This window comes from Tunturiibacter lichenicola, assembly GCF_051013355.1.
Classification (GTDB): Bacteria; Acidobacteriota; Terriglobia; order Terriglobales; family Acidobacteriaceae; genus Edaphobacter; species Edaphobacter lichenicola_F.
This window is the reverse complement of record NZ_CP132944.1, coordinates 429494-449132: the sequence shown is the minus strand read 5'-3', so window position 1 is coordinate 449132 and position 19639 is coordinate 429494. Positions and strand designations below refer to the sequence as shown.

General features: G+C 55.9%; 21 protein-coding genes. 12 read left to right on the top strand and 9 right to left on the bottom strand.

Features of this window, described 5'->3' with window-relative positions; genetic code table 11:
* Positions 1 to 19: 19 nt before the first annotated feature.
* Together RBB82_RS01855 and RBB82_RS01850 are read right to left on the bottom strand one after the other, a co-directional pair.
* On the bottom strand, positions 20 to 979 hold the full coding sequence (locus RBB82_RS01855; protein ID WP_433973415.1) for a prepilin peptidase: 960 nt from the start codon (positions 977 to 979) through the stop codon (positions 20 to 22).
* A gap of 95 nt (positions 980 to 1074) precedes the next feature.
* Complete coding sequence (locus RBB82_RS01850; protein WP_433973414.1) at positions 1075 to 2520, bottom strand: carbohydrate porin; 1446 nt, start codon at positions 2518 to 2520, stop codon at positions 1075 to 1077.
* A gap of 370 nt (positions 2521 to 2890) precedes the next feature.
* Here RBB82_RS01850 and RBB82_RS01845 point away from each other — a divergent pair, with 370 nt between their 5' ends.
* Positions 2891 to 3166: a metal/formaldehyde-sensitive transcriptional repressor gene (locus tag RBB82_RS01845; RefSeq protein ID WP_433973413.1), complete on the top strand. Its 276-nt coding sequence runs from the start codon at positions 2891 to 2893 to the stop codon at positions 3164 to 3166.
* A gap of 58 nt (positions 3167 to 3224) precedes the next feature.
* On the opposite strand, the gene RBB82_RS01840 is transcribed toward RBB82_RS01845, so the two are convergent.
* The gene (locus RBB82_RS01840; protein ID WP_433973412.1) at positions 3225 to 3446 is read right to left on the bottom strand and encodes a DUF3185 domain-containing protein; all 222 of its coding nucleotides are present in this window, start codon (positions 3444 to 3446) and stop codon (positions 3225 to 3227) included.
* Between the two features lie 402 nt (positions 3447 to 3848).
* Between RBB82_RS01840 and RBB82_RS01835 the strand changes: the two genes are divergently transcribed.
* The 3 genes from RBB82_RS01835 (at position 3849) to RBB82_RS01825 (ending at position 5911) form a co-directional block, all read left to right on the top strand.
* On the top strand, positions 3849 to 4619 hold the full coding sequence (locus RBB82_RS01835; protein WP_433973411.1) for a thiazole synthase: 771 nt from the start codon (positions 3849 to 3851) through the stop codon (positions 4617 to 4619).
* 69 nt (positions 4620 to 4688) lie between these two features.
* Entirely contained in the window at positions 4689 to 5198 is a 510-nt protein-coding gene (gene ruvC / locus RBB82_RS01830; RefSeq protein ID WP_433973410.1) for a crossover junction endodeoxyribonuclease RuvC, read from the top strand.
* Positions 5195 to 5911, top strand: coding sequence for a hypothetical protein (locus tag RBB82_RS01825; protein ID WP_433973409.1), 717 nt, complete (start codon positions 5195 to 5197; stop codon positions 5909 to 5911). The genes ruvC and RBB82_RS01825 overlap by 4 nt, the downstream gene beginning before the upstream one ends.
* A gap of 33 nt (positions 5912 to 5944) precedes the next feature.
* Here RBB82_RS01825 and rsmA read toward each other — a convergent pair whose 3' ends face one another.
* Complete coding sequence (rsmA, locus tag RBB82_RS01820; protein WP_433973408.1) at positions 5945 to 6772, bottom strand: 16S rRNA (adenine(1518)-N(6)/adenine(1519)-N(6))-dimethyltransferase RsmA; 828 nt, start codon at positions 6770 to 6772, stop codon at positions 5945 to 5947.
* Between the two features lie 72 nt (positions 6773 to 6844).
* Here rsmA and glgA point away from each other — a divergent pair, with 72 nt between their 5' ends.
* A complete protein-coding gene (glgA, locus tag RBB82_RS01815; RefSeq protein ID WP_433973407.1) occupies positions 6845 to 8293 on the top strand; it encodes a glycogen synthase GlgA in 1449 nt (482 codons plus the stop codon).
* Here glgA and RBB82_RS01810 read toward each other — a convergent pair.
* Entirely contained in the window at positions 8290 to 9645 is a 1356-nt protein-coding gene (locus RBB82_RS01810) for an APC family permease (RefSeq protein WP_433973406.1), read from the bottom strand. The two genes, glgA and RBB82_RS01810, sit on opposite strands and share 4 nt — an antisense overlap.
* Positions 9646 to 9860: 215 nt before the next feature.
* Between RBB82_RS01810 and ypfJ the strand changes: the two genes are divergently transcribed.
* Positions 9861 to 10769 carry a KPN_02809 family neutral zinc metallopeptidase gene (gene ypfJ, locus RBB82_RS01805; protein ID WP_433973405.1) on the top strand — a complete coding sequence of 303 codons (909 nt, stop codon included), beginning with the start codon at positions 9861 to 9863 and terminating at the stop codon, positions 10767 to 10769.
* Positions 10770 to 10787: 18 nt separating this feature from the next.
* Here ypfJ and uvrC read toward each other — a convergent pair whose 3' ends face one another.
* A complete protein-coding gene (gene uvrC, locus RBB82_RS01800; protein ID WP_433973404.1) occupies positions 10788 to 12773 on the bottom strand; it encodes an excinuclease ABC subunit UvrC in 1986 nt (661 codons plus the stop codon).
* A 247-nt stretch (positions 12774 to 13020) separates the two neighbouring features.
* Between uvrC and RBB82_RS01795 the strand changes: the two genes are divergently transcribed.
* Positions 13021 to 13788 carry an OmpA family protein gene (locus RBB82_RS01795; protein ID WP_433973403.1) on the top strand — a complete coding sequence of 256 codons (768 nt, stop codon included), beginning with the start codon at positions 13021 to 13023 and terminating at the stop codon, positions 13786 to 13788.
* A 123-nt stretch (positions 13789 to 13911) separates the two neighbouring features.
* Here the strand turns inward: RBB82_RS01795 and RBB82_RS01790 are convergent, their stop codons facing one another.
* Positions 13912 to 14151 carry a DUF3311 domain-containing protein gene (locus RBB82_RS01790; RefSeq protein ID WP_433973402.1) on the bottom strand — a complete coding sequence of 80 codons (240 nt, stop codon included), beginning with the start codon at positions 14149 to 14151 and terminating at the stop codon, positions 13912 to 13914.
* A 45-nt stretch (positions 14152 to 14196) separates the two neighbouring features.
* Between RBB82_RS01790 and mazG the strand changes: the two genes are divergently transcribed.
* The 3 genes from mazG (at position 14197) to menC (ending at position 17071) form a co-directional block, all read left to right on the top strand.
* Positions 14197 to 15078, top strand: a complete 882-nt coding sequence (gene mazG, locus RBB82_RS01785) for a nucleoside triphosphate pyrophosphohydrolase (protein ID WP_433973401.1) — start codon at positions 14197 to 14199, stop codon at positions 15076 to 15078.
* On the top strand, positions 15075 to 15842 hold the full coding sequence (locus RBB82_RS01780; protein WP_433973400.1) for a GNAT family N-acetyltransferase: 768 nt from the start codon (positions 15075 to 15077) through the stop codon (positions 15840 to 15842). Before mazG ends, RBB82_RS01780 begins: the two co-directional genes overlap by 4 nt.
* A 98-nt stretch (positions 15843 to 15940) precedes the next feature.
* Positions 15941 to 17071, top strand: coding sequence for an o-succinylbenzoate synthase (gene menC / locus RBB82_RS01775; RefSeq protein WP_433973399.1), 1131 nt, complete (start codon positions 15941 to 15943; stop codon positions 17069 to 17071).
* A 12-nt stretch (positions 17072 to 17083) separates the two neighbouring features.
* Here the strand turns inward: menC and RBB82_RS01770 are convergent, their stop codons facing one another.
* Positions 17084 to 18157, bottom strand: coding sequence for a hypothetical protein (locus RBB82_RS01770; RefSeq protein WP_433973398.1), 1074 nt, complete (start codon positions 18155 to 18157; stop codon positions 17084 to 17086).
* A gap of 44 nt (positions 18158 to 18201) precedes the next feature.
* Between RBB82_RS01770 and RBB82_RS01765 the strand changes: the two genes are divergently transcribed.
* Both RBB82_RS01765 and RBB82_RS01760 read left to right on the top strand, forming a co-directional pair.
* Positions 18202 to 18624 (top strand): bactofilin family protein, encoded by a 423-nt coding sequence (locus RBB82_RS01765; RefSeq protein WP_433973397.1) that lies wholly within the window; start codon positions 18202 to 18204, stop codon positions 18622 to 18624.
* Positions 18625 to 18644: 20 nt separating this feature from the next.
* Complete coding sequence (locus RBB82_RS01760) at positions 18645 to 19283, top strand: SAM-dependent methyltransferase (protein WP_433973396.1); 639 nt, start codon at positions 18645 to 18647, stop codon at positions 19281 to 19283.
* 93 nt (positions 19284 to 19376) lie between these two features.
* Here the strand turns inward: RBB82_RS01760 and RBB82_RS01755 are convergent, their stop codons facing one another.
* Positions 19377 to 19637 carry a hypothetical protein gene (locus RBB82_RS01755; protein WP_433973395.1) on the bottom strand — a complete coding sequence of 87 codons (261 nt, stop codon included), beginning with the start codon at positions 19635 to 19637 and terminating at the stop codon, positions 19377 to 19379.
* Between the last annotated feature and the right edge of the window lie 2 nt (positions 19638 to 19639).

Here is a 19639-nt window from a genome sequence, read left to right as displayed (position 1 = left end):
GATGCGCACCTGTGTGCGGCTATCGAAGTAATGTTATGTACATATTGATCAGGCGATCACCGAACTGCGCAGCTACCAATCCACCAATACAAAGAAAGCTTCCGAATGCCAATTTGGAGCTCGCACCGGCTTTATTTCGTGCCAGAAGCACGATCCCATACACAGCGGCGACCAATGTTCCGAGAAAAAGGGCGAGAATCGCCGGCCAAAAGCCAAGGAAGGCTGCGATCATGGCGAGCAACTTGACGTCTCCAAGGCCCATTCCCTCGCGATGGCGGGCTGCTCTGTAGATCCAACGGATCAGCAGCAGCACAAGCGCCGCGCCGCAGATGGCCGCAATACGGCCGAAGATGAGGCTCTCCGGACCAGTCAAAAAAAGATTTCCGTGGTCAACCACCCCTCCAGGGCTGGTGAGCTGGATGTGGTGTTTGGTCAAAATAACCTCATCTTCCTTCGGTTCGAGAAAGATCGCCTGACTGCACACGAGGAATAGGGCGATGGCAATGCCACCGAGCGTAAAGGAGTTCGGCAGAATCATGGTCCGCCAATCCATCACCATCAGCCCGATGAGAAGGAACCCGAGAATGATGAGTCCGAGGCCCGTCAGAATGTGAATAGCCCACCACTCCGCCGATAGCTGTACATACAGGCCAACCAACGATGAGGCCGTCACCTCGACGACGACGATCGCGAACCAAAGGCCGGTTGCAAGTTCAACCAGCGGATATCGCCAGGGAATCGTCTGATTGCAGTCCCGGCAGCGGCCACGAAGCAAGATCCAGCTCAATAAGGGGATGTTGTCGTGCCAGCGAATCGCAACTCCACACTCGGAGCAGTGGGAGCGCGGACGAGCAACGGATTCTCTACGGGGTAAGCGCGAGATGCAGACATTAAGAAAGCTGCCGAAGAGGAGTCCGACGACAAAGGCGCACAGTTGGACGATGCCGAGGGTACCCACAGCATCAGTATATGGTTTCACAGGTCATTCTAGTGAAGTCAGAAAGCTGGATTGGCTCATCTAAGCCTTCTAGATCGAATAGTTTGTGTAAGAAGGCATCAGTTTGAGGATGAAGCCTAGAAGTCGACATGCATGCGGACAGTTTCGACCAGCGCCGGACCGCGATCTTTGTTGTAGCCGGGGTGATCGACAAATTGCAGATCGAACGCGTAGTAGACTCCGCGCCAGGCATGCAGGTTGTAGTAGCTTTCGAGGATGTCCTCCCGCGCATAATTTAGTTTTCCGTCGCCAAGCAGGAAGCCTAGACCACCCAATCTGAGATATTCCTGATGGTCGCTCTTAATGCCATTCGATACGAAGGTCAGTCCGACCTTGTCGTTTGGGCGAGACCACGCGCGGCCGGAGTAGTCGCCGCCGAACTCCATTGTCTGGTCGACCTCCGTATAGGCATAAGACTCGTGCTGCCCTTCGTTCCAGCCGAAGCGAGTAAAGACGCGCAGGTATTGAGTTAGCTCCTGCTCGGCGTTCAGGCCGAAGCCGTACTTCACCGCGCCATACTTCTCATGCTTGGTTATCTCCGGCGTAGGATCTTCGCCGGACAGGTAAGCGTTCACCGCATCACGATAGAGGCCCATGTGCGCATGATTGACAAAGCTGAGGACTCGCACGACGCCCTTCCGATCCGGGGACACAAGATGGCCCAACAGTGGTTTTCGGAGTTCGAACTCCCAGTTCTGCCCGCTGGCCTGACGCAGGTTCCAGACGAGATCGATGCCGTTTGCAACCGTAGGCATCAACGCCAGGGCATATCTGGCGGACCACACCTTGTCGTCGTATTCGGTGACAGCAGCGTAGGTGTAACCGCGAGTGTCGGCGGCATAGTCCCATGCGCCATTGTTGTCGACGGTCCAGTTGAGGAACTGAAGGTGGCTATCACTGCCAATGTCATTGATGTCGAGGTAGTCCGGCAAGCTCATCTTGCCCACATAAAACTCCAGCCGGCGCTCGGGAACCTCGGTCGCGAGCGAAAATGGCGTGCGGGTGCTTTCAACCATCTTGTCCGTGAAGCCGATGGTCTGGTGAAGTTGAGCTCGAGCCATGTAGGGGACCGACCCGAGATTTGGATTGCGAACAACGTCGAGATTCGTGAACCCGGCAAGCCCTAGCGCCTCGCTGAGACCGCGTCCTCCAGCCGATTCAAGATTGAAGATGGCGTCGGTTTCAGTCTTAGGGTCGCTCCGAAGTTTCGCTCCAAGATAGAGCGTGCCGAGCAGGGAGACCTTGTACTCGCCGCGGCCAATGAAGCTGTTCGTGCCTTCGTAAGGGGAGTGGAATGGCCCATCCGATTGAAAGACGATATTGGCCTGCCCGGCGATGAGGAAACGCGAGTGCTCCCAGTGCGGAAACATGGTCGGCGCTGTCTCGTCCGCCAGGGCGGGCGCATCAGGGAGCTTCGCCGGACGGCTGGGGTGAGCATCTATCAGGTCTTGCTCCTGGCCCCTCGCGACGAAGGAGATCGTCAACAGCAGAAGTGCTGCCGTTATATGTATTGAGTTCTTCAATGATTGAACCAAAGTTAATGGTGCATGAAGAATGTGAATAGGATGCAAACGGCCTGCCTTCGGACGTGAGAGATAGAAGGCAGGCCGTGATAATTCAGACTCAACTTCCAGTTCCGGGGCGATCTGTGGCAGAGCGAACCAGACGCAGGCAAGTGGACAACGCTCATCTGCAGTTTCAACCCAGCGCTGGACGATCTGGATCAGAGGCCTGTTGCCGGCCGTCTTGGGACTGCGAGGTCGTATTCGTTGGATCATTTGAATCATCGGCTGACTTCTCCTTTCTGCGCACGTAGGGCGAGATTGTGAAACATTTTTTGCGGAGGACTGACAACAAGTATAGTATACCCCGGTACGGTATGCAGGAGATTATATGACAACTAATAATCGGGAAAAGGTAAAGCTACTCAACAGAGTGAAGAGAATTCGTGGTCAGATCGATAGTGTCGAACGCGCGTTGGGGTCGGACGACCATGACTGCGCCGACGTGCTGATGCTTCTGGCAGCTGCACGCGGCGGGATTAATGGGTTGATGGGCGAGGTGCTTGAAGACCATATCAGGCTGCACCTGCTGAAAGACGGGCACGCTCCTCTCACGCCAGAGCTGGGAGAAGATCTGATCGACCTCGTCCGTGCCTACCTCAAATAGCGCTTTCGGTTGCTGGCCTCCTGACTATAGCGTGATGTGCCGGTCAGCACGACAGCTTCTACTTCGCCCTCGCCCCGACCACTACCAGACCAATACCAGCGATGAGTGAAATAGTGCTCAGAATCGGCGAGAGTGGAAGTGTGTCCTGAGTCTTATGCGAGATCTGCACGGGGCCTGCATCGACGACCTTCTTTTCATGTGTGAAAGAGATTCCGCCGGTCGCATATCCGATGATTCCAAGGACGATGAGAAGTATTCCGATAATGGTTGCTGGCTTCATATGGTTGAGCCTTTCTGTCAAGTGGCAATTCTTTCGAGCGGCGATCTCAACCACCGATTCGATGCCGAATGCATCCTTGCAGATGTCCCGAAGCTCCTGTTCAGAAGCAACTTGCCTGTAGCCTCAGTCGGGAGTAATCTGCTTTTACACGGGAAAGGAGGATGGTCCAGCCTATGAAAATTGACAGTACATGTAGTTCAACGCAACGTGAGGTGACTGAGGCTTAGAGCGTCCATAGCTCTAGTCCTGGCGGTCTTTGTAGTTGAAAGTCCTAGCCGAGGCCAAGTCCGAGTATGGACGCCTCAGGTCAATCTCAACAGTTCACCGCCAGACGGCTCGCTGCTCTCTTCAGAGTGCGAGCCGTTTGCGTTTTATCTGCGTCCTAACGGTAGGATATTAATCATGAAACCTCTGGTCATTGCGGGACGAGCCTTCCAATCGCGGCTCATTGTCGGAACGGGAAAATATAAAGACGGCGTGGAGACCCAGGCCGCCATCGAAGCCTCCGGAGCGGAGATGGTGACCGTTGCAGTACGTCGCGTCAATCTGGACCGGTCGAGCGAGTCACTTCTTGACTTCATCGATCCCAGGCGTTACTTCCTGCTTCCAAACACAGCGGGATGCTACACCGCCGACGAAGCGATTCGCGCCGCACGACTCGGGCGCGAGGTCGGACTCTCGGACTGGGTGAAGATTGAGGTCATCGGGGATCAGCAGACGCTCTATCCGGACATTCACGCGACGCTCGAAGCGACTCGCGTTCTCGTAAAAGAAGGGTTCACGGTGCTGCCATATACCTCCGACGACATTGTCTTCGCCAAGCGGTTGATCGATGCGGGTGCGGCGGCGGTCATGCCGCTCGGTGCGCCCATTGGGAGTGGTTTAGGCCTGCAGAATACGGCGAATCTTCGTATCTTGCGTGAGCTGATCACAGAGGTACCGTTGATTGTGGATGCCGGCGTGGGAACGGCCTCGGACGCTGCGCTCGCCATGGAACTGGGCTTTGACGCAGTACTGATGAACACAGCGATTGCAGCCGCAAAAGATCCGTTGCTAATGGCCGAAGCGATGCAGCATGCTGTTTTGGCAGGACGACAGGCGTTCCTGGCGGGGCGGATGCCGCGCAAACTCTACGCCACGGCGAGTTCGCCGCTTGAAGGGATCTCTCGCTAGTTGCGCTCCGATTAGGTTGACTCTAGCTTGATAGTCCACACGTGGCCCGGGATGCAGTAAACTTCGCCCATGCGGGTCTTCGGTATCGATTGTGGGACAGAGTTTACCGGCTACGGTGTGGTGGAAGTGGACTGCGACGCCCGGATGCCGCGTCTCGTGCATCTTGCCGCAGGAACGATCCGCTTGAACAAGAAAGAGAAGACCCCGCAACGCCTCGCTCAGGTATACGAGGAGCTGACTGCTCTTATCGCCCTGCATCAACCAGAGATTATCGCGATCGAGGAGGTTTTTTTCTCGGCGAATGCGAAGTCCGCGTTGAAGCTTGGACAGGTGCGTGGCGTAGCGATGCTGGCTGCTGCAACCTGCGGTCTGCCGGTCGCCGAGTATGCACCGTTGTCCATCAAAAGCTCGGTCGTTGGTTACGGCTTAGCGGCAAAGGAGCAAGTTCAGTTTATGGTCAGACGTCTGCTCGATAACGAGAACGCCTTCGACTCGCCGGATGCCGCGGATGCGCTGGCGATTGCGATCTGCCACATCCACACCGCACAAACTCTTGAACTCCAGGACGCTCGTCGATGAGTGCAACGGTACGGGCGGCACTTGGCATTCTTCTACTGACGTGTTCTGGTCTTGCATCTGCCATTCAGGCGGTCGACACGCCCAAGACTGACTCGAAGCCGACCGCAGCTGAGGTGACCTTTCAGTTTGATCGTCCAGGCCTTGAGGTTCCGCATTTCAAACTTCACATCCAAGAGGACGGCGTCGGCACCTATCAGGCAGATCAGGCGGAGATGGCGGCTACGCAGACGTCAGGTCGGGGACAAGCAGCACAGCACATAGATCGCGCGCTCAGGCTGACTCCTGGCACGGTCGCAAAGATCTTCAAGGAAGCGCGGTCGCTGAACCATTTCGATACCGAATGCGCTTCGAAGGCGAAGAATATAGCAGACACCGGTAAGAAAATTTTGACTTACTCAGGACCAGACGGGTCGGGGACGTGCACGTACAACTACTCCGAAAACAAGAACGTCGATACGCTGACCAATACATTCCTGGCGATCGCCTACACCATGGATGAAGGTCGAAAACTGGAGTTTCTGCATCGCTACGACCGGCTCGGTCTTGACGCAGAGATGGCCAACCTGTCGCAGGAAGTGCAGGAGGGACGAGCCTTGGAGTTGGGTACAATCTCGCCTGCTCTGGCCTCAATCGCCGACGACACTGCCCTCATCCAGCGCGTGCGCCTGAAGGCGTCAAAGATGCTGGAACAGTCCGCCGCGGAAGATCATTGAAGTCTCTGATGTAGAAAATTGAATTGCAAGCGCTTACTTCGACGCGTTCCCCGCTGGCAGATCGATGTCCAACAAGGAACGATAGAGTTCAGCCATCGGCTCTAACGCTAGCGATTCGGCACGCGCCTGTGCAGGGATGCTCCCAGGCCATGCCTTGATGAGTTGTTCCGCAGAGTATCCTGTGGCGCGAAGGTTGTTTTGCAGGGTCTTCCGTTTTTGGGCGAAGCATCGCTTTAAAAAAAGGTTGAATCCATTCGGATCGACGCCCAACTCTGTAAACCGCGGCGCGAAGTGCAGCCGCAAAACAGTGGAGTAGACTTCCGGCGGCGGCGAAAACGCGGACGGCGGCAACGTGAAGAGGTGATCGACCTGCGCATTCATCTGTGCGGTGGCGGAGAGCAAACCGTAATCACGAACTCCAGGTTCAGCGGAGACACGATCCGCCACCTCGCGCTGCATCATGAGTACTGCACGAGTAATCAATCCAGCGCTGCCCGCAGCAAACAGCTTCAGCAGAATGTCCGACGTGATGTAGTACGGCAGATTGCCAATGACATCCGCCGACTCGCCTGCAGGAATGAGCGCACGAAAGTCCGCTTTGAGAACATCAACTTCGACGATTTGTACCTGTGGCTGATCGCGAAAACGAAAGGTCAGCTCTGCCGCAAGCCCCCGGTCGAGTTCCAACGCGACCAGCTTGCGGCAGCGTGATGCGAGGATTTCGGTGATAGCTCCATGGCCCGGGCCGATCTCGATCACGGTGCGCTTGCTAAGATCACCAAGAGCGTCCACGATTGCATGGCGGGCGGGGTCGTCAACCAAAAAATTCTGCCCCAGCTTCGGCTTACGCTTCATCTGCATCCAATGTTTGCTGATTCTTCATGTGCTCTTCTATAGACTAACGGTTTGGCTGGAAAGATAAAGGACGACAGTATGCATATTGTTTTTGCAGCAGCGGAGTGTGCCCCCTGGGCCAAGACGGGTGGGATGGCGGATGTAGTGAGCTCCCTCCCGAAGGCACTGGCTAAACTCGGCCACCGCACCAGCGTCTTCATTCCGTACTACCGCCAGGTTGCGAAGGCTATTCCCAATCCAGCCGTGGTGCTGCCGAGTGTGACCATCCCGTTTCCGACCTATAACCGGTTTGTTCGCATACTGGACGGCAGCGTAGCGAAGGGAGTGCAGACCTACTTCGTGGATTGCGCAGAGTTGTTCGACCGCGAAAACTTCTACGGCACTCCCTCCGGTGGATATCCCGACAACGCCGAACGCTTTGGTTTGTTCTGTCGCGCGGTCATTGAGGCATCGAAGATTATCGGCGTCCCAGACGTATTTCATGTCCACGACTGGCAGGCGTCAATGGTTCCGGTCATGCTTCGGTCTGTCTACTACTTCGATCCGGTGCTTCGTCATGTACCGGCCGTGTTAACCATCCACAACGCCGGATTCCAGGGTTGGTTTCCACCCGAGACGATGGAAAAGCTACTACTGCCATGGAACATGTACACTCCCAACAAACTCGAACACTACAACACGGTGGATTTTCTTAAGGGTGGCATCGCATACTCTGACGCCATTACGACCGTTAGCCGCAAGTATGTCGAGGAGATTCAAACGGCAGAGTTCGGCAATGGACTCGACAGCGTTTTGCGTCAACGCAGCGGCGACCTCTTTGGCATCCTTAACGGTATCGACTATGAAGAGTGGAATCCCGCCACCGACCCCCATATTGCAGCGCACTACACAGCCGAAAACCTTGCCGGCAAGAAAGAGTGTCGGCGTGATCTGCTCCACGCCTACGGCTTCGAAGGAGTCGGCGACGAAACCGCCATCATTGGAGTCGTCTCCAGATTCGCAACCCAGAAGGGCTTCGACTTCATCGTCGACATCATGGATCGGTTGGTCAAGGAAGACATGGTGATGGTGGTGCTCGGCACCGGCGAGGAGTACTACGAGCGCGTGCTCGTCGAGATTGCGAATCGCCATCCTGACAAGTTACGAGCACAGATAAAATTTGACGATGTCATGGCTCACAAGATCGAAGCGGGCGCCGACATCTTCCTGATGCCATCACGGTACGAACCGGGCGGTCTGGGACAGATCCACAGCTTGAAGTACGGCACCATTCCTGTGGTGCGAGCGACAGGCGGCCTTGACGACACGATCGATGAGCAGCCTTCTGGCGCCGGCAATGGCTTCAAATTCTGGGGCTACGACTCATCTGCCCTGCTGGATGCTCTGCAGCGAGCCCTCGGAACCTTCCGAAACAAGGTTGAGTGGAAGACGATGATGGAGCGTGGCATGGCGCAGGACTTCTCCTGGGACAAGCCAGCCGGTGAGTACGTTCGCGTCTATGAGCGAGTCATCGAGAACCGTAATTAGCTCGTCGCTCTTCGCCGCAACAAAAGATGCAGCGGAACTCCGAGCAGGATGATGGCTGTCCCGACGAGGGAGTTCCGCGGCTGGTCTGCGAAGGAAAAGACCAGCAGGACCGCCGCTGCCAGAATGAAGAGGGCAGGCAGCACGGGGTAACCCCAAATGCTGTACGGGCGTGATGCGTCGGGCTCGCGGCGTCGAAAGACGAAGATAGTGCTGGCGGTCAAGGCATAAAAAAGCCACTCGCCGAAGATAGCCAACGAAAAGAGAGCCTGAAACCTGCCAATTGCAAGCAGCAACAGGGAACTCAGAACGGCCTGGAGGATGAGTGCTGTCGACGGTGTTTGAAAGCGTGGATGAACGTGCGCCAGTTGCTTGAAAAATAGTCCATCGCGCGCGGCTGCGAATGGAACTCGCGCCCCTGACAGCGACGATCCGACAAATGTCGCGCAGATACTAACTGCCATGCCTATCGAGACAAGCGTAGCTCCCCACTGCCCTGCAACCAGACGCATTGCATCGGCAGCAGGCCGCTCCGAAGTGGCGATCACGGCCGCAGGCAGTACGTATTGAATGGCCGCATTGGTCAGCATATAGAGCGCACCGACGATAACGACTCCACCCACGAGTGCCAGCGGCATGCTGCGTTGCGGACGCTGCACCTCTCCAGCCATGGTCACAACGTCACTCCATCCGTCGTAGGCCCATAACGCTGCGACCAGCGCGATCATGAAGCCGGAGAAGCCGCCGCGGGCGCCAGTGAAGTTAGTTGCAAAGTTGTGCCAGGAACCGTGACTTCCCGCAGCTCCAAAGCAGAAGCCGGCAATCACAACAATTAAAACACCCTTCAACCAGGTCAGCAAAAGCTGGACATTGGCAGATTTACGTGTCCCGACGATATTGAGACCGGCAATCATCCATGTCATCGCGATGGCAAAGATCTGTCCCCAGGACAGATGAAAAAAAGCCGGCCGAGAAAATGAACTGAAGATCGCGAAGGTCCCAAGGACGCGTGCCAGTCCGGCAGCGATGGTCGCCAGCGACGCAGGTTTGGCAACCGTAATTTGAGTCCACATGTAGAGGAAGCCTGCAAGATCGCCGTATGCCTCGCGGAGAAAAGCGTACTCGCCACCATACCGCGGTCGTGCGGCAGCTATCTCCGCATAGGTCATCGCACCAAATAGAGAAAGTAGACCGCCGACGATCCATACCGCGTAGACGGTCCGCGATGAACCAACCGCGGCCATCATCTCGCGCGGCACCAGAAAGATACCGCTGCCGATAATGATGCCGACAACGATAGACGTTGCGTGAGATGCGTTCAGAACGCGTGGTAGTTCATTCTGTGATTCCGGCATCGGTTCACGGAGAGTAGCACAACTTCGCCGCAACCCCGCAACTACTAAAAGGCTGTTCAAATCACGACAGTCTCTATCCAACGCTCCCGATCATCTTCATGCAACCGGGGAGGAGTCGATATTTGAGCCTGTAAAAACGTGAAATTCCTGCATCAAATTGGCAAGCGATACTAGATTGCGCTTATAAGATAGAGACGAAATCACAGGAGCAAACTATGGATTGGACGCCTGGTGGACTAAGTGGCGACATCGAGGACCGACGTGGCTCCTCTGGAGGTGGCGGCGGCTTTAGCGGCGGAGGTCTCGGCATTGTCGGCTTTCTGTTCCTGCTGATCATCAGCCTGGTAACTGGAAGAAATTACATCGGCAGCTACCTCTCCGGTCATACCGGAGCGCCTTCCCAGACTTCGCAGAGCATGGCACCCTCTGGGCCCGGAGCTGTCTCACCGCAGGAGGATCGCGCCGCGCAGCTTGTCTCGTGGACGCTCGACGATGTTCAGAAGACCTGGACCACCCTTCTGCCGGAGCAAACCGGAAAAAACTATCAGCGCTCGAAGCTTGTGCTCTTTCGCGACTACACCCGATCCGGTTGCGGAGTTGCGCAGTCACAGACCGGCCCTTTTTACTGCCCGGCAGATGAGAAAGTCTATATCGACCTGAGTTTCTGGAACGAACTTCGCCGTCTCGGGGGCACAAATGCAGACTTTGCTCAAGCGTACGTCGTGGCTCATGAACTTGGCCACCATGTGCAGGATCTCTTAGGGATCGAAGCGCAGGTCCAAAATTTATCAGCGCAAAACCCCTCTCAGCGAAATCGCCTCTCCGTCGATCTTGAACTTCAGGCAGACTGCCTCGCCGGCGTATGGGCGCATAGCACCGCGCAGCGCAATATCATCCACGATGCAGATATCGAGGCTGGCATGCAAGCTGCCGCAGCAGTTGGTGACGATCATCTCCAGCGCATGCAGCGCGGTACGGTGAGCCCTGAGAGCTTCACCCACGGCAGTTCGGCGCAGCGTGTTGGCTGGTTCAAACGTGGATTGCAGGAGGGAACCATCGCCGCATGCAACACATTCAAAGCTGCCGGTGCCGTCCCGACGTCTGGCAGCAGTAGCCAATACTAAATTGAGAGTTATCCACGGTTAATTCAGTACCGGAAGTACAGGCTTCTCTTCAGCCTCAGTCTCAAAGTACTTACGAATGCGCTCGGCGGTGGCTGCGTTTACCACGGCAGTCAGTGCGTCAGATCCAGCTTGTTTGATGCCGCGAACGCTTCCGAAGTGTTCAATCAACCGCTGACGTGTCCTCGGCCCAACTCCTGGGATAGAGAGCAGTTCGCTATCGCGATCGCGCATCTGCCGTCGCTTACGATGGTAGGTCACAGCGAATCGATGGCTTTCGTCGCGGATCTTCTGCATCAGATGAAGGACAGGAGAGCGGCGGTCCAGCACAACCGGTTCATTCTCCTGTCCGTACACGTAGATGATCTCCTCCCGCTTCGCGATCGACGCCAGAGGCTGCAGCGTAACGCCAATCTCTTCCAGTGCCGAATACGCCGCATGCAACTGGCCCAGGCCACCATCAATCAGGATCAGGGAAGGGAATGGCTTCTTGTCTTCCTGCAGTCGCTTGTAGCGACGCTGAATCACCTCGCGCATGCTTGCAAAGTCGTCGACACCTGTGACAGTCTTTACCTGAAACTTGCGATAGTCTGACTTCTTCATCGCGCCATCCTCCCACACCACCATAGAGGCGACCGTCTCAGAGCCCTGAATGTGCGATATGTCGAAACACTCGATGCGTCGCGGCAACTCCTCCAGCGTAAGTGCGTCCTGCAGAGCCTCCTGGATGGCCTTCATCCCGGGTTGCAGCACACGAAAGCGCTGATCGTAAGACTGCTTTGCATTTTGACACACGAGATCAACAAGCGAACGCTTTTCCCCTCGCTGTGGCGCAAGGATCTCGATGCGCTTACTGGTGCGCTCGGTCAAAATCTCCGCCAGCAGTGCGCGATCGGGAAATTCAACCGGCACAAGGATCGATCGCGGGACATAGCTTTGATCCAGATAGAGCTGCTTCAACAGTGCTGAGAAAAATACTGCCGGGCTAAATGCACCTCCAAGCTCAGACACTGCCGAGTGTTGCACTACCGGAATTCCTTCCCCAATCTCGGGCGCCGCCGCTGCAGGGTCTGGCTCGATACGAGGCATAGCCTCCAACTCATCCACCTCTGCTACAGCCTCGGTCGCAGCATCCAGTAGTGACTCCGGCAGATCCTCCCAGAAAAAATCGCGACGATCCACGATCTTGCCGCTGCGCATGTGAAAAAGATTCACCGCCAGCATCTCGTTCTCATAATGGTAGCCAAAGACGTCCGCATCTTCGTTGTCAGTCGTCGCCATGCGTTGCTTATCCTGCATCTGGTGCACGGTAACAATCTGGTCTCGAAGACGCGCTGCAAGTTCGAACTGCTCAGCCTCCGCCGCAGCCTCCATGCGCTTCGTCAACGATTGTTCAAGTTCATTCGGCCGCCCTTCTAGAAAGAGCTGTACATCGCGAATGGTCTCTCTGTAGCTCTCCGGTGTAGTCAAGCCTTCCAGGCAAGGGCCTAGGCAACGCTTGATGTAGTACTGGAGACACGCTCGCGGATGGTAGCGGGACAGATCGACCTTGCAGCTTGGAATCAAAAAACTCCGATGAATCAGGTCGACCAGCCGATACGCCAGGTTGCCCGGAAAATACGGACCGAAGTAAGCACCTCCGTCTTTGCGCAGCCTGCGTGTCACAAAGACCTTGGGATAACGGTCGTTCATCGTCAACTTGATGTACGGATAGGTCTTGTCGTCGCGAAGAAGGATATTGAAGCGCGGCTTCTTCTGTTTGATGAGGTTGTTTTCCAGTGCCAGAGCCTCATGTTCGTTCGCAACCGTGATGTATTCCACATCGACGGCCTCGCGCATGAGCGACCCGGTCTTCGCGTTTGCCTGAGAGGCCTCCAAAAAATAGGAGCGCACGCGGGCTCGGAGGTTCTTCGCCTTGCCGACGTAGATAACCTCTCCGTCAGCATTTTTATAGAGATAACAGCCCGGCTGAGTAGGGAGTGTTCGAATTTTCTGATGGAGATCCATGCCGAATATCAGGGCTTACGTCTCAGTGTAGACGGAACCCCTAGGCTGCACTGTGCATACCTTTGCTCGGTAGATTTGACGCTCGAACACAACAAAAGTTCCCGGGCGTGCAATCCCACAAGCGCAAAAGTAGCTGGTTGCTGTTGCGTAAGTTTATGTAAACAAATCAGTTGAACTTGGGAAACGTTTTGGCCAGCTGATTGCATCTAACTCAACGTTGCAGCACCTGCAACTCGGAGAGTGAACCATGAGTACGACAAGTCCCATAGATACGAATACAAAGATGAAGTCTGCTTGTACCGCTGCCCTCGCCAGTGCTCTTGCGCTTACCTTTACGGTTGGATGCTCGACCAAAAATTACGTAAAGTCGCAGACGGCCCCGATCATTCAACAGACGAATGACCTCGATACAAAGACCGCTGCAGATCACCGCAACATCGTTAACACTGATGAGCGAGCGAAGACTGGCATTGCCGGGGCACAGAGCGCCGCCAATACTGCGGATCAGCATGCGTTGGCTGCCGGACAGTCCGCCGATGCTGCCAATCACTCCGCGCAGGAAGCTTACAACCGCGTCGACAGTCTGAGCGGCGTAGTCGCCAACCTCGACAACTATAAGCAACTCTCCGACGTCAGCGTGACCTTTGGCTTCGACAAGTACGTCTTGACGGCCTCCGACAAAAAAGAGCTTGATGATTTGGCTGCAAATCTGACCAGTACCCGCGGTTACATCCTGGAAGTGACCGGTGGCACCGACTCAGTGGGTGATGCAGCATACAACTATCAACTGAGCCAGCGACGCGCCGATGCGGTGGTCAACTATCTTTCTTCGAAGTACAACATCCCGCCTCACAAGTTTTATCTCATCGGCATCGGAAAAGATCAGCAGGTTGCAAGCGATAGCACCGCTGCTGGTCGCGCGAAAAATCGTCGTGTAGACATCAAGCTGATGACGAACATGAGCGGAGATAAGCCGACGACGGCATCGTCAAGCGGGCCGAACGGCCAGATGTAGCAATTACGCTCGTCCGATTCTTCTTCCTCACAACGCGCCTGTAGTCCCTGGGCGCGTTGTTCTTCGCTTAAAACCGGAAAACTTGACGAGCAGAGTGGACCTAGTCGGATTCGAACCTGCGGCCTAAGTTTTGAGTTTTTTGTATACGATCGCCAGCAGCAGAGAAGCGGCAATGACCCATGCAAACTGATACCAATAGAAGAAGGGAAAGCCCCACAGGACTGGCAACGAACGAGCGTAGACCTTCGGGAAACAAAGCCCAAGATATGGCAGTATCAACAGCAGAATCCAACCGCTCCGTCGTCGTACCTGCTTAGCATTTGCTTCGGGTTTTGGTGCCATATGCAGCAAAGCATACTTCATCTCTGCTCTTGTGGGGAAGTCGATATCATCGGGTAAAGTTGAAGGATGGCCGAGTCCGCACCTGAAAAAATCGATTTGAACGTCGTCCAGCCGGGCACAGACTCACTCGCGGAGTCCATTGCGATCATGGCGCGCCTGCGCGCTCCGAACGGCTGCCCGTGGGACCGCGAGCAAACCTTCGACTCCATCAAGAGACACACGCTCGAAGAGACCTATGAGGTCTTCGACGCGATCGAGCGTCGCGCATGGCCCGATCTAAAGGACGAACTCGGCGACCTTCTCCTGCAGGTTCTCTTCTACGCTCAGATGGCCTCCGAGGCGGGATATTTTTCGATTGAAGACGTCGCTTCCAACCTGAACGCGAAACTCATTCGCCGCCACCCTCACATCTTCGCCGGCGCCGAAGCGACTGATTCAAACGCAGTGTTACGCAACTGGGAGCAAATCAAGCAATCCGAGAAGAAAGCGTCTGCACATCGGCAGAGTTCAATGCTCGACGAAATCCCGCGCTCCATGCCTGCCGTGATGGAGGCTGCAAAACTCGGTTCACGCGCTGCAAAAGTAGGCTTTGACTGGCCAGATACCGATGGTCTCTTCGACAAACTTCAAGAGGAGATTGGCGAACTAAAGGCCGAACTGCCCCCCTCCTCCGGCCACAGTTCTACGACCGCAGTCGAGGCGGAGCTTGGAGATATTCTCTTCACCGCCGTCAATCTCGCCCGGCACCTCAAGGTCGATCCGGAGTCGGCCCTGCGTGCCACCAACGCAAAATTCCGCCGTCGCTTCGTCGCGATGGAGTCTGCCGCGGGCGGGGCGGACGCTCTGGCAGCCTCCACGCCATCGCAGCTGGACCTGCTATGGAATCAGGCCAAGAACGAGGCAAACAGCGAGATCAAGACAGCGGCCAACGAGCCGAGGAGGTCATGAGCGCAAGCACACAGAACGACATTCAGATTCAGCCCCTTACCAGCCTCGAACACTTTGAACGTTGTGTCGTCCTCCAACTCGAGGTCTGGGGTTACAGCGACGGCGACGTCATCCCCCGGCGTGTCTTCGTCGTCGCACAGCGCATCGGCGGCCAGGTCATCGGTGCCTTCGACGGGGACACCCTGGTAGGCTTTGCCATGTCTTTACCCGGCTACCGTGCAGGCCTCCCATACCTCCACTCGCACATGCTTGCAGTCCTGCCTCAGTACCGCAATGCGGGCATTGGCCGCTGCCTCAAGCTCGCCCAGCGCGACGACGCTATCGCCCGCGGCTTCGATCTCATGGAGTGGACCTTCGACCCGCTGGAGATCAGAAACTCTCACCTGAACATCAATCGGCTTGGCGCCATCGTCCGCCGCTACCAGCCCGACTTCTATGGCCCTTCGTCTTCCCCGTTGCAGGGAGGCCTTCCGACGGACAGGTTATACGCGGAGTGGTGGTTGCGCTCTGCCCGTGTGGCGAGCATCCTGCACGGCGAAGCTCAACCCCAGCAGATTTTGGAACGAATTACCGTTCCGCATTCCATCTACCAATGGAAGCAGAACGCTCAACAGCGAAACCTCGCGCAAACCTTACAGAGCAGCAACAGGACGGCACTTGAATCAGCCTTCCAGCGTGGTCTTGCGGTCGTCGGCTACGAACGCGATGCCGAAGGTAATGGCGCTTTTCTTCTCGGTCACTGGACGGAAGCTATGAACAAGTGACAATCTTGTAAGAGACACCTGACAATCATCCGGAGAGCGAAGCCGGCCAGATTCCGCAACTACCAGTAACTTCGGACGATCGGAAAGACAGGACTGACATGCTCCACATCGATGCGATTCACCTTCGCGAGATCAATATGCCGCTGGCTCATCCTTTCGAGACCAGCTTCGGTATGACCACAAGCCGGCGCATTCTGCTGATCGAACTCGAATCCGAAGGTCTTACTTCCTGGGGGGAGTGTGTCGCTGGTGAGCACCCTTACTTCAGCGACGAGACCATCGATACAGCCTGGATCATCACAGAAGCAGAGCTCGGGCCTCGTCTTCTCGATGCCGATGTCGAACGTGGCGGAAGCTGCGCTAAAATCTTCGGTCAAATCCGCGGCCACCGCATGGCGAAGGCTGCCCTTGAGAACGCCGTCTGGGATCTCGAAGCTCAAGTCAAGCGCGTCTCACTCTCCGAACTCCTTGGAGGAACCCGCAGCGTCATTCCGTGTGGAGTCTCGATCGGTATCCAGTCTTCGATTCCGCACCTGATCGATAAGATCGAGACCGAACTAGCCGCCGGCTATCAACGCATCAAACTAAAGTGCAAGCCTGGTTGGGACACCAACGTCTTCGAAGCCGTGCGCAACCGCTGGCCTGATATCACCCTGAGCTGTGATGCCAATTCGGTCTACCGGATGAGAGACCTTAACTGCATCGTTGACTGGGACCGTTTCAACCTGCTCATGATCGAGCAGCCTCTCTGGTGGGACGATTTTTACTTCCACTCTTTGTTGCAGAAGCGGCTCGAAACCCCCCTCTGCCTCGATGAGTCCATTCGCAATCGCCGTGACGCACTGGCTGCTATCGCTATGGAGTCATGCGGCATCATCAATATCAAGGTCGGGCGCGTCGGAGGCTTCAGCGAAGCGATCGGTGTGCACAATATAGCTGAAGAGCGCGCCGTCCCGGTTTGGTGCGGTGGCATGCTGGAGACCGGAATCGGTCGTTCCCACAACATTGCCTTGTCCTCGCTTCCCAACTTCACTCTCCCCGGAGATGTCTCCGCGTCCAGCCGCTACTGGTCGCAGGACATTATCGAGCCCGCTGTCACAGTCAACGACAAGGGCGAGATCGTCGTTCCAACCGCCGTCGGACGTGGCTTCGAGGTACAGCGAGATCGCATCGACGCCCTCACCGTTCGTCGGCAGACGCTCCAAGCGAAGGCCCGCGTGACCGCGTGAAACCTCGCACTATCATCTGGGTAAAGGTGTACCCAGCATGAGACGAATCGCATCCTGGTAGCTCATCGGACCGATCACCTGGAAGCCGCTGCCGCTTGAGGTCGTGCGGACGTTCAGTGTCTTAACCATCAGCGCGCGCACACTTAGCTGCATCGAAAAATTAGTGAATATCCACCGATTGCCGCCGACACTGGTCTGATCTAACGACAATTTACCGCCTGGATAGATGTGGGCTAGCATTCCCCAACCGAAGTTGACTCCGCGCGCGATCGTCCCTTCCATTCGTACGAGATAATGCGTCTTCGCATCGATCCATATCCTTCCCTGAAGCCCGGTAAGCGCCTCCGCCTCCGTGCTTGGTGGATTGAATTTGGGATTTGGCTTGTAGTCGAGCACGATCTCCAGTGCCCCTCCGTTTTTCCCGGATTGAGGCTGCCCCGGAGTGTAGCTATAGAGTGCCGCATCGGGCATAAGTGGCACCATCGCGTCAGCCAGCTTCTGCTGGGACTCCCCATTCCTTACGTGCTTGAAGTAGGTTGAGGGCGACGCGATCATATCGTTCAGCCGTTGCCGCTCGTTTTTGTCCTGCTCTTCGGTCAGTGGCTTTCCGTCCCTCATAATCAGGCGCGCCACGGTTCCATCCTTACTTTCAACGACGTCTCGGACTACATCGCCCTTCTCACTGATCGTGTGCGTCCGATACCGCAGATACGAATCGGTATGATGAAGCGCGATCAACTCATTTTTTGCTGCATCGACGACCCAGGAGCGCGGAGGGATCGACAGCAGCCCCTGACCGGCTACATCTTTTGTCGTAGGCTCACTCTGCGCACCCGCATGCAGATTCGTAATACCGGCCGACAGGAGAACAGCTCCCAGGACGGCCCGAGGCCATAATCTCCGACGCGCTGCAACCCCACTAAGTCGCGGGGCGCCGCACGAAACCGATTCATGCCCCCCCGTCGCAATTGTTACCAACCCACACCTCTCATCTACCCATTCTATGCGTCTTACGTAGACCGTTGAAGTACCGTTGAAGTTTGCGCCGTTTGCCTCCAGCGATGAGCTTGGGTATAGTTCGGGCAAGGCGCATATGCAGCCCACAGGACCGCAAGGAGAACAAAAAGCTTATGAAACCAGCAGAGGGTTCCACCGTCATCGGTAAGTCGGTCGTCATTCAGGGAGAGATCTCCGGCAATGAAGACCTCTACATCGACGGAGATATAGAAGGAACCATCACCCTCAAGGAGAACCTCTTGACGATTGGGCCTAACGCGCGCGTTCGCGCCGATATCAATGTTCGAGATGTCGTCATCTTCGGTCATCTCACTGGAAACGTGCAGGCCGCAGGCCGCGTTGACCTTCGCCAGTCTGCATCCGTAAGTGGAGACATTCTTGCAGGCAGACTCTGCATCGAAGAAAGCGCAGTTTTGAAGGGACGTGTTGAGCTCAAAGCTACCTCCGAGGCGCTACCAAAGTCCTCAACGGTAACTGCAGCGACCTCCACACCGGCTGAGGCGGGCGCTCCTCTCTTCTCTCAACCACAGGCATAGACCAGAAGGGAAGCGGGCTCATGCGCAGCCTTTTCGGCGGTAGCGACAGTACAAGCAGTCCACGAGGAAACGACCTTGGACGGGTGCCTCGTCATTCGAGTGGGTGGAAGGAGTTGATGAAGCATCTGCAGACGCAGGACTCGCTTCGCATCCTCGACATCGGGCCTACCTCCTCCACCAACATTAACTACATCACCAGCCTCGGCCACAGTATCTACATGGCCAGCGTAGTCGAAGAGGCGTCCAAGCCGGAGTGGCTCACTCCCGGCGAGACGGGCGAAGAACCTAGTTTCAACGTCGAACGCTTTCTGGAGAGCAATCTTAACTTTTCCGGTCGTATGTTCGATGTCGTGATCTTCTGGGACACCGCAGATTACCTGCCGGAGCCTTTAATTGCTCCTGTGTTGTCCCGGATTCACAAAGTATTGCAGCCCGGAGGCCTGATGCTGGCTTTCTTCCATCAGACAACCAGCCCAGACACGTTCTTTTGCCGATACCATCTCACCGATACCGACGTCGTTGAGATGCAACGTGCAGGGAACTACCCGCTGGTTAATGTCTTTAACAATCGCAAAATCGAGAACATGTTAAGTGAGTTCAGCAACTATCGATTCTTCCTTGCGAAAGACAGCCTGCGCGAGGTCATTATTACTCGATAAATAGCTTGACGATGGTCGGCAAGATCCACCAGCACAAGAAATATGGGCGCCTCCACTTTGGAGGCGCCCATATTTCTTTCACAGATCTTGGAATTAGCCCTTCGAGCTCTGTTTCCGTCGCTCGGCCCAACGTTTCTTCATTGCATCGGCGATACGTTTCCGGCCCTCGGGACTCAGCTTACGTTTGCGAGCCGATTTTGTTGCCGGCGCTGCAGCGACAGTATTTTTGCTGCCCTTCGGACGACCAGGGCCGGTGCGGCCGGCTGCGGCCGTTGTCCCAGCCAACAGCGCGCGTGCTTGCTGCAGCTTCGAGATCTGGGCATCAATTTCGGAAATGATGCGACTTACTTCCACGT

Excerpts from the sequence above, each read along its gene's own strand:
- RBB82_RS01810 (WP_433973406.1), bottom strand. The coding sequence starts at position 9,645 with ATGCCGGAATCACAGAATGAACTACCACGCGTTCTGAACGCATCTCAC.
- RBB82_RS01780 (WP_433973400.1), top strand. The coding sequence starts at position 15,075 with ATGAGCGCAAGCACACAGAACGACATTCAGATTCAGCCCCTTACCAGC.
- glgA (WP_433973407.1), top strand. The coding sequence starts at position 6,845 with ATGCATATTGTTTTTGCAGCAGCGGAGTGTGCCCCCTGGGCCAAGACG.
- rsmA (WP_433973408.1), bottom strand. The coding sequence starts at position 6,772 with ATGCAGATGAAGCGTAAGCCGAAGCTGGGGCAGAATTTTTTGGTTGAC.
- ruvC (WP_433973410.1), top strand. The coding sequence starts at position 4,689 with ATGCGGGTCTTCGGTATCGATTGTGGGACAGAGTTTACCGGCTACGGT.
- uvrC (WP_433973404.1), bottom strand. The coding sequence starts at position 12,773 with ATGGATCTCCATCAGAAAATTCGAACACTCCCTACTCAGCCGGGCTGT.
- RBB82_RS01795 (WP_433973403.1), top strand. The coding sequence starts at position 13,021 with ATGAGTACGACAAGTCCCATAGATACGAATACAAAGATGAAGTCTGCT.
- mazG (WP_433973401.1), top strand. The coding sequence starts at position 14,197 with ATGGCCGAGTCCGCACCTGAAAAAATCGATTTGAACGTCGTCCAGCCG.
- RBB82_RS01825 (WP_433973409.1), top strand. The coding sequence starts at position 5,195 with ATGAGTGCAACGGTACGGGCGGCACTTGGCATTCTTCTACTGACGTGT.
- menC (WP_433973399.1), top strand. The coding sequence starts at position 15,941 with ATGCTCCACATCGATGCGATTCACCTTCGCGAGATCAATATGCCGCTG.
- RBB82_RS01765 (WP_433973397.1), top strand. The coding sequence starts at position 18,202 with ATGAAACCAGCAGAGGGTTCCACCGTCATCGGTAAGTCGGTCGTCATT.
- RBB82_RS01760 (WP_433973396.1), top strand. The coding sequence starts at position 18,645 with ATGCGCAGCCTTTTCGGCGGTAGCGACAGTACAAGCAGTCCACGAGGA.
- ypfJ (WP_433973405.1), top strand. The coding sequence starts at position 9,861 with ATGGATTGGACGCCTGGTGGACTAAGTGGCGACATCGAGGACCGACGT.
- RBB82_RS01835 (WP_433973411.1), top strand. The coding sequence starts at position 3,849 with ATGAAACCTCTGGTCATTGCGGGACGAGCCTTCCAATCGCGGCTCATT.
- RBB82_RS01790 (WP_433973402.1), bottom strand. The coding sequence starts at position 14,151 with ATGAAGTATGCTTTGCTGCATATGGCACCAAAACCCGAAGCAAATGCT.
- RBB82_RS01845 (WP_433973413.1), top strand. The coding sequence starts at position 2,891 with ATGACAACTAATAATCGGGAAAAGGTAAAGCTACTCAACAGAGTGAAG.
- RBB82_RS01840 (WP_433973412.1), bottom strand. The coding sequence starts at position 3,446 with ATGAAGCCAGCAACCATTATCGGAATACTTCTCATCGTCCTTGGAATC.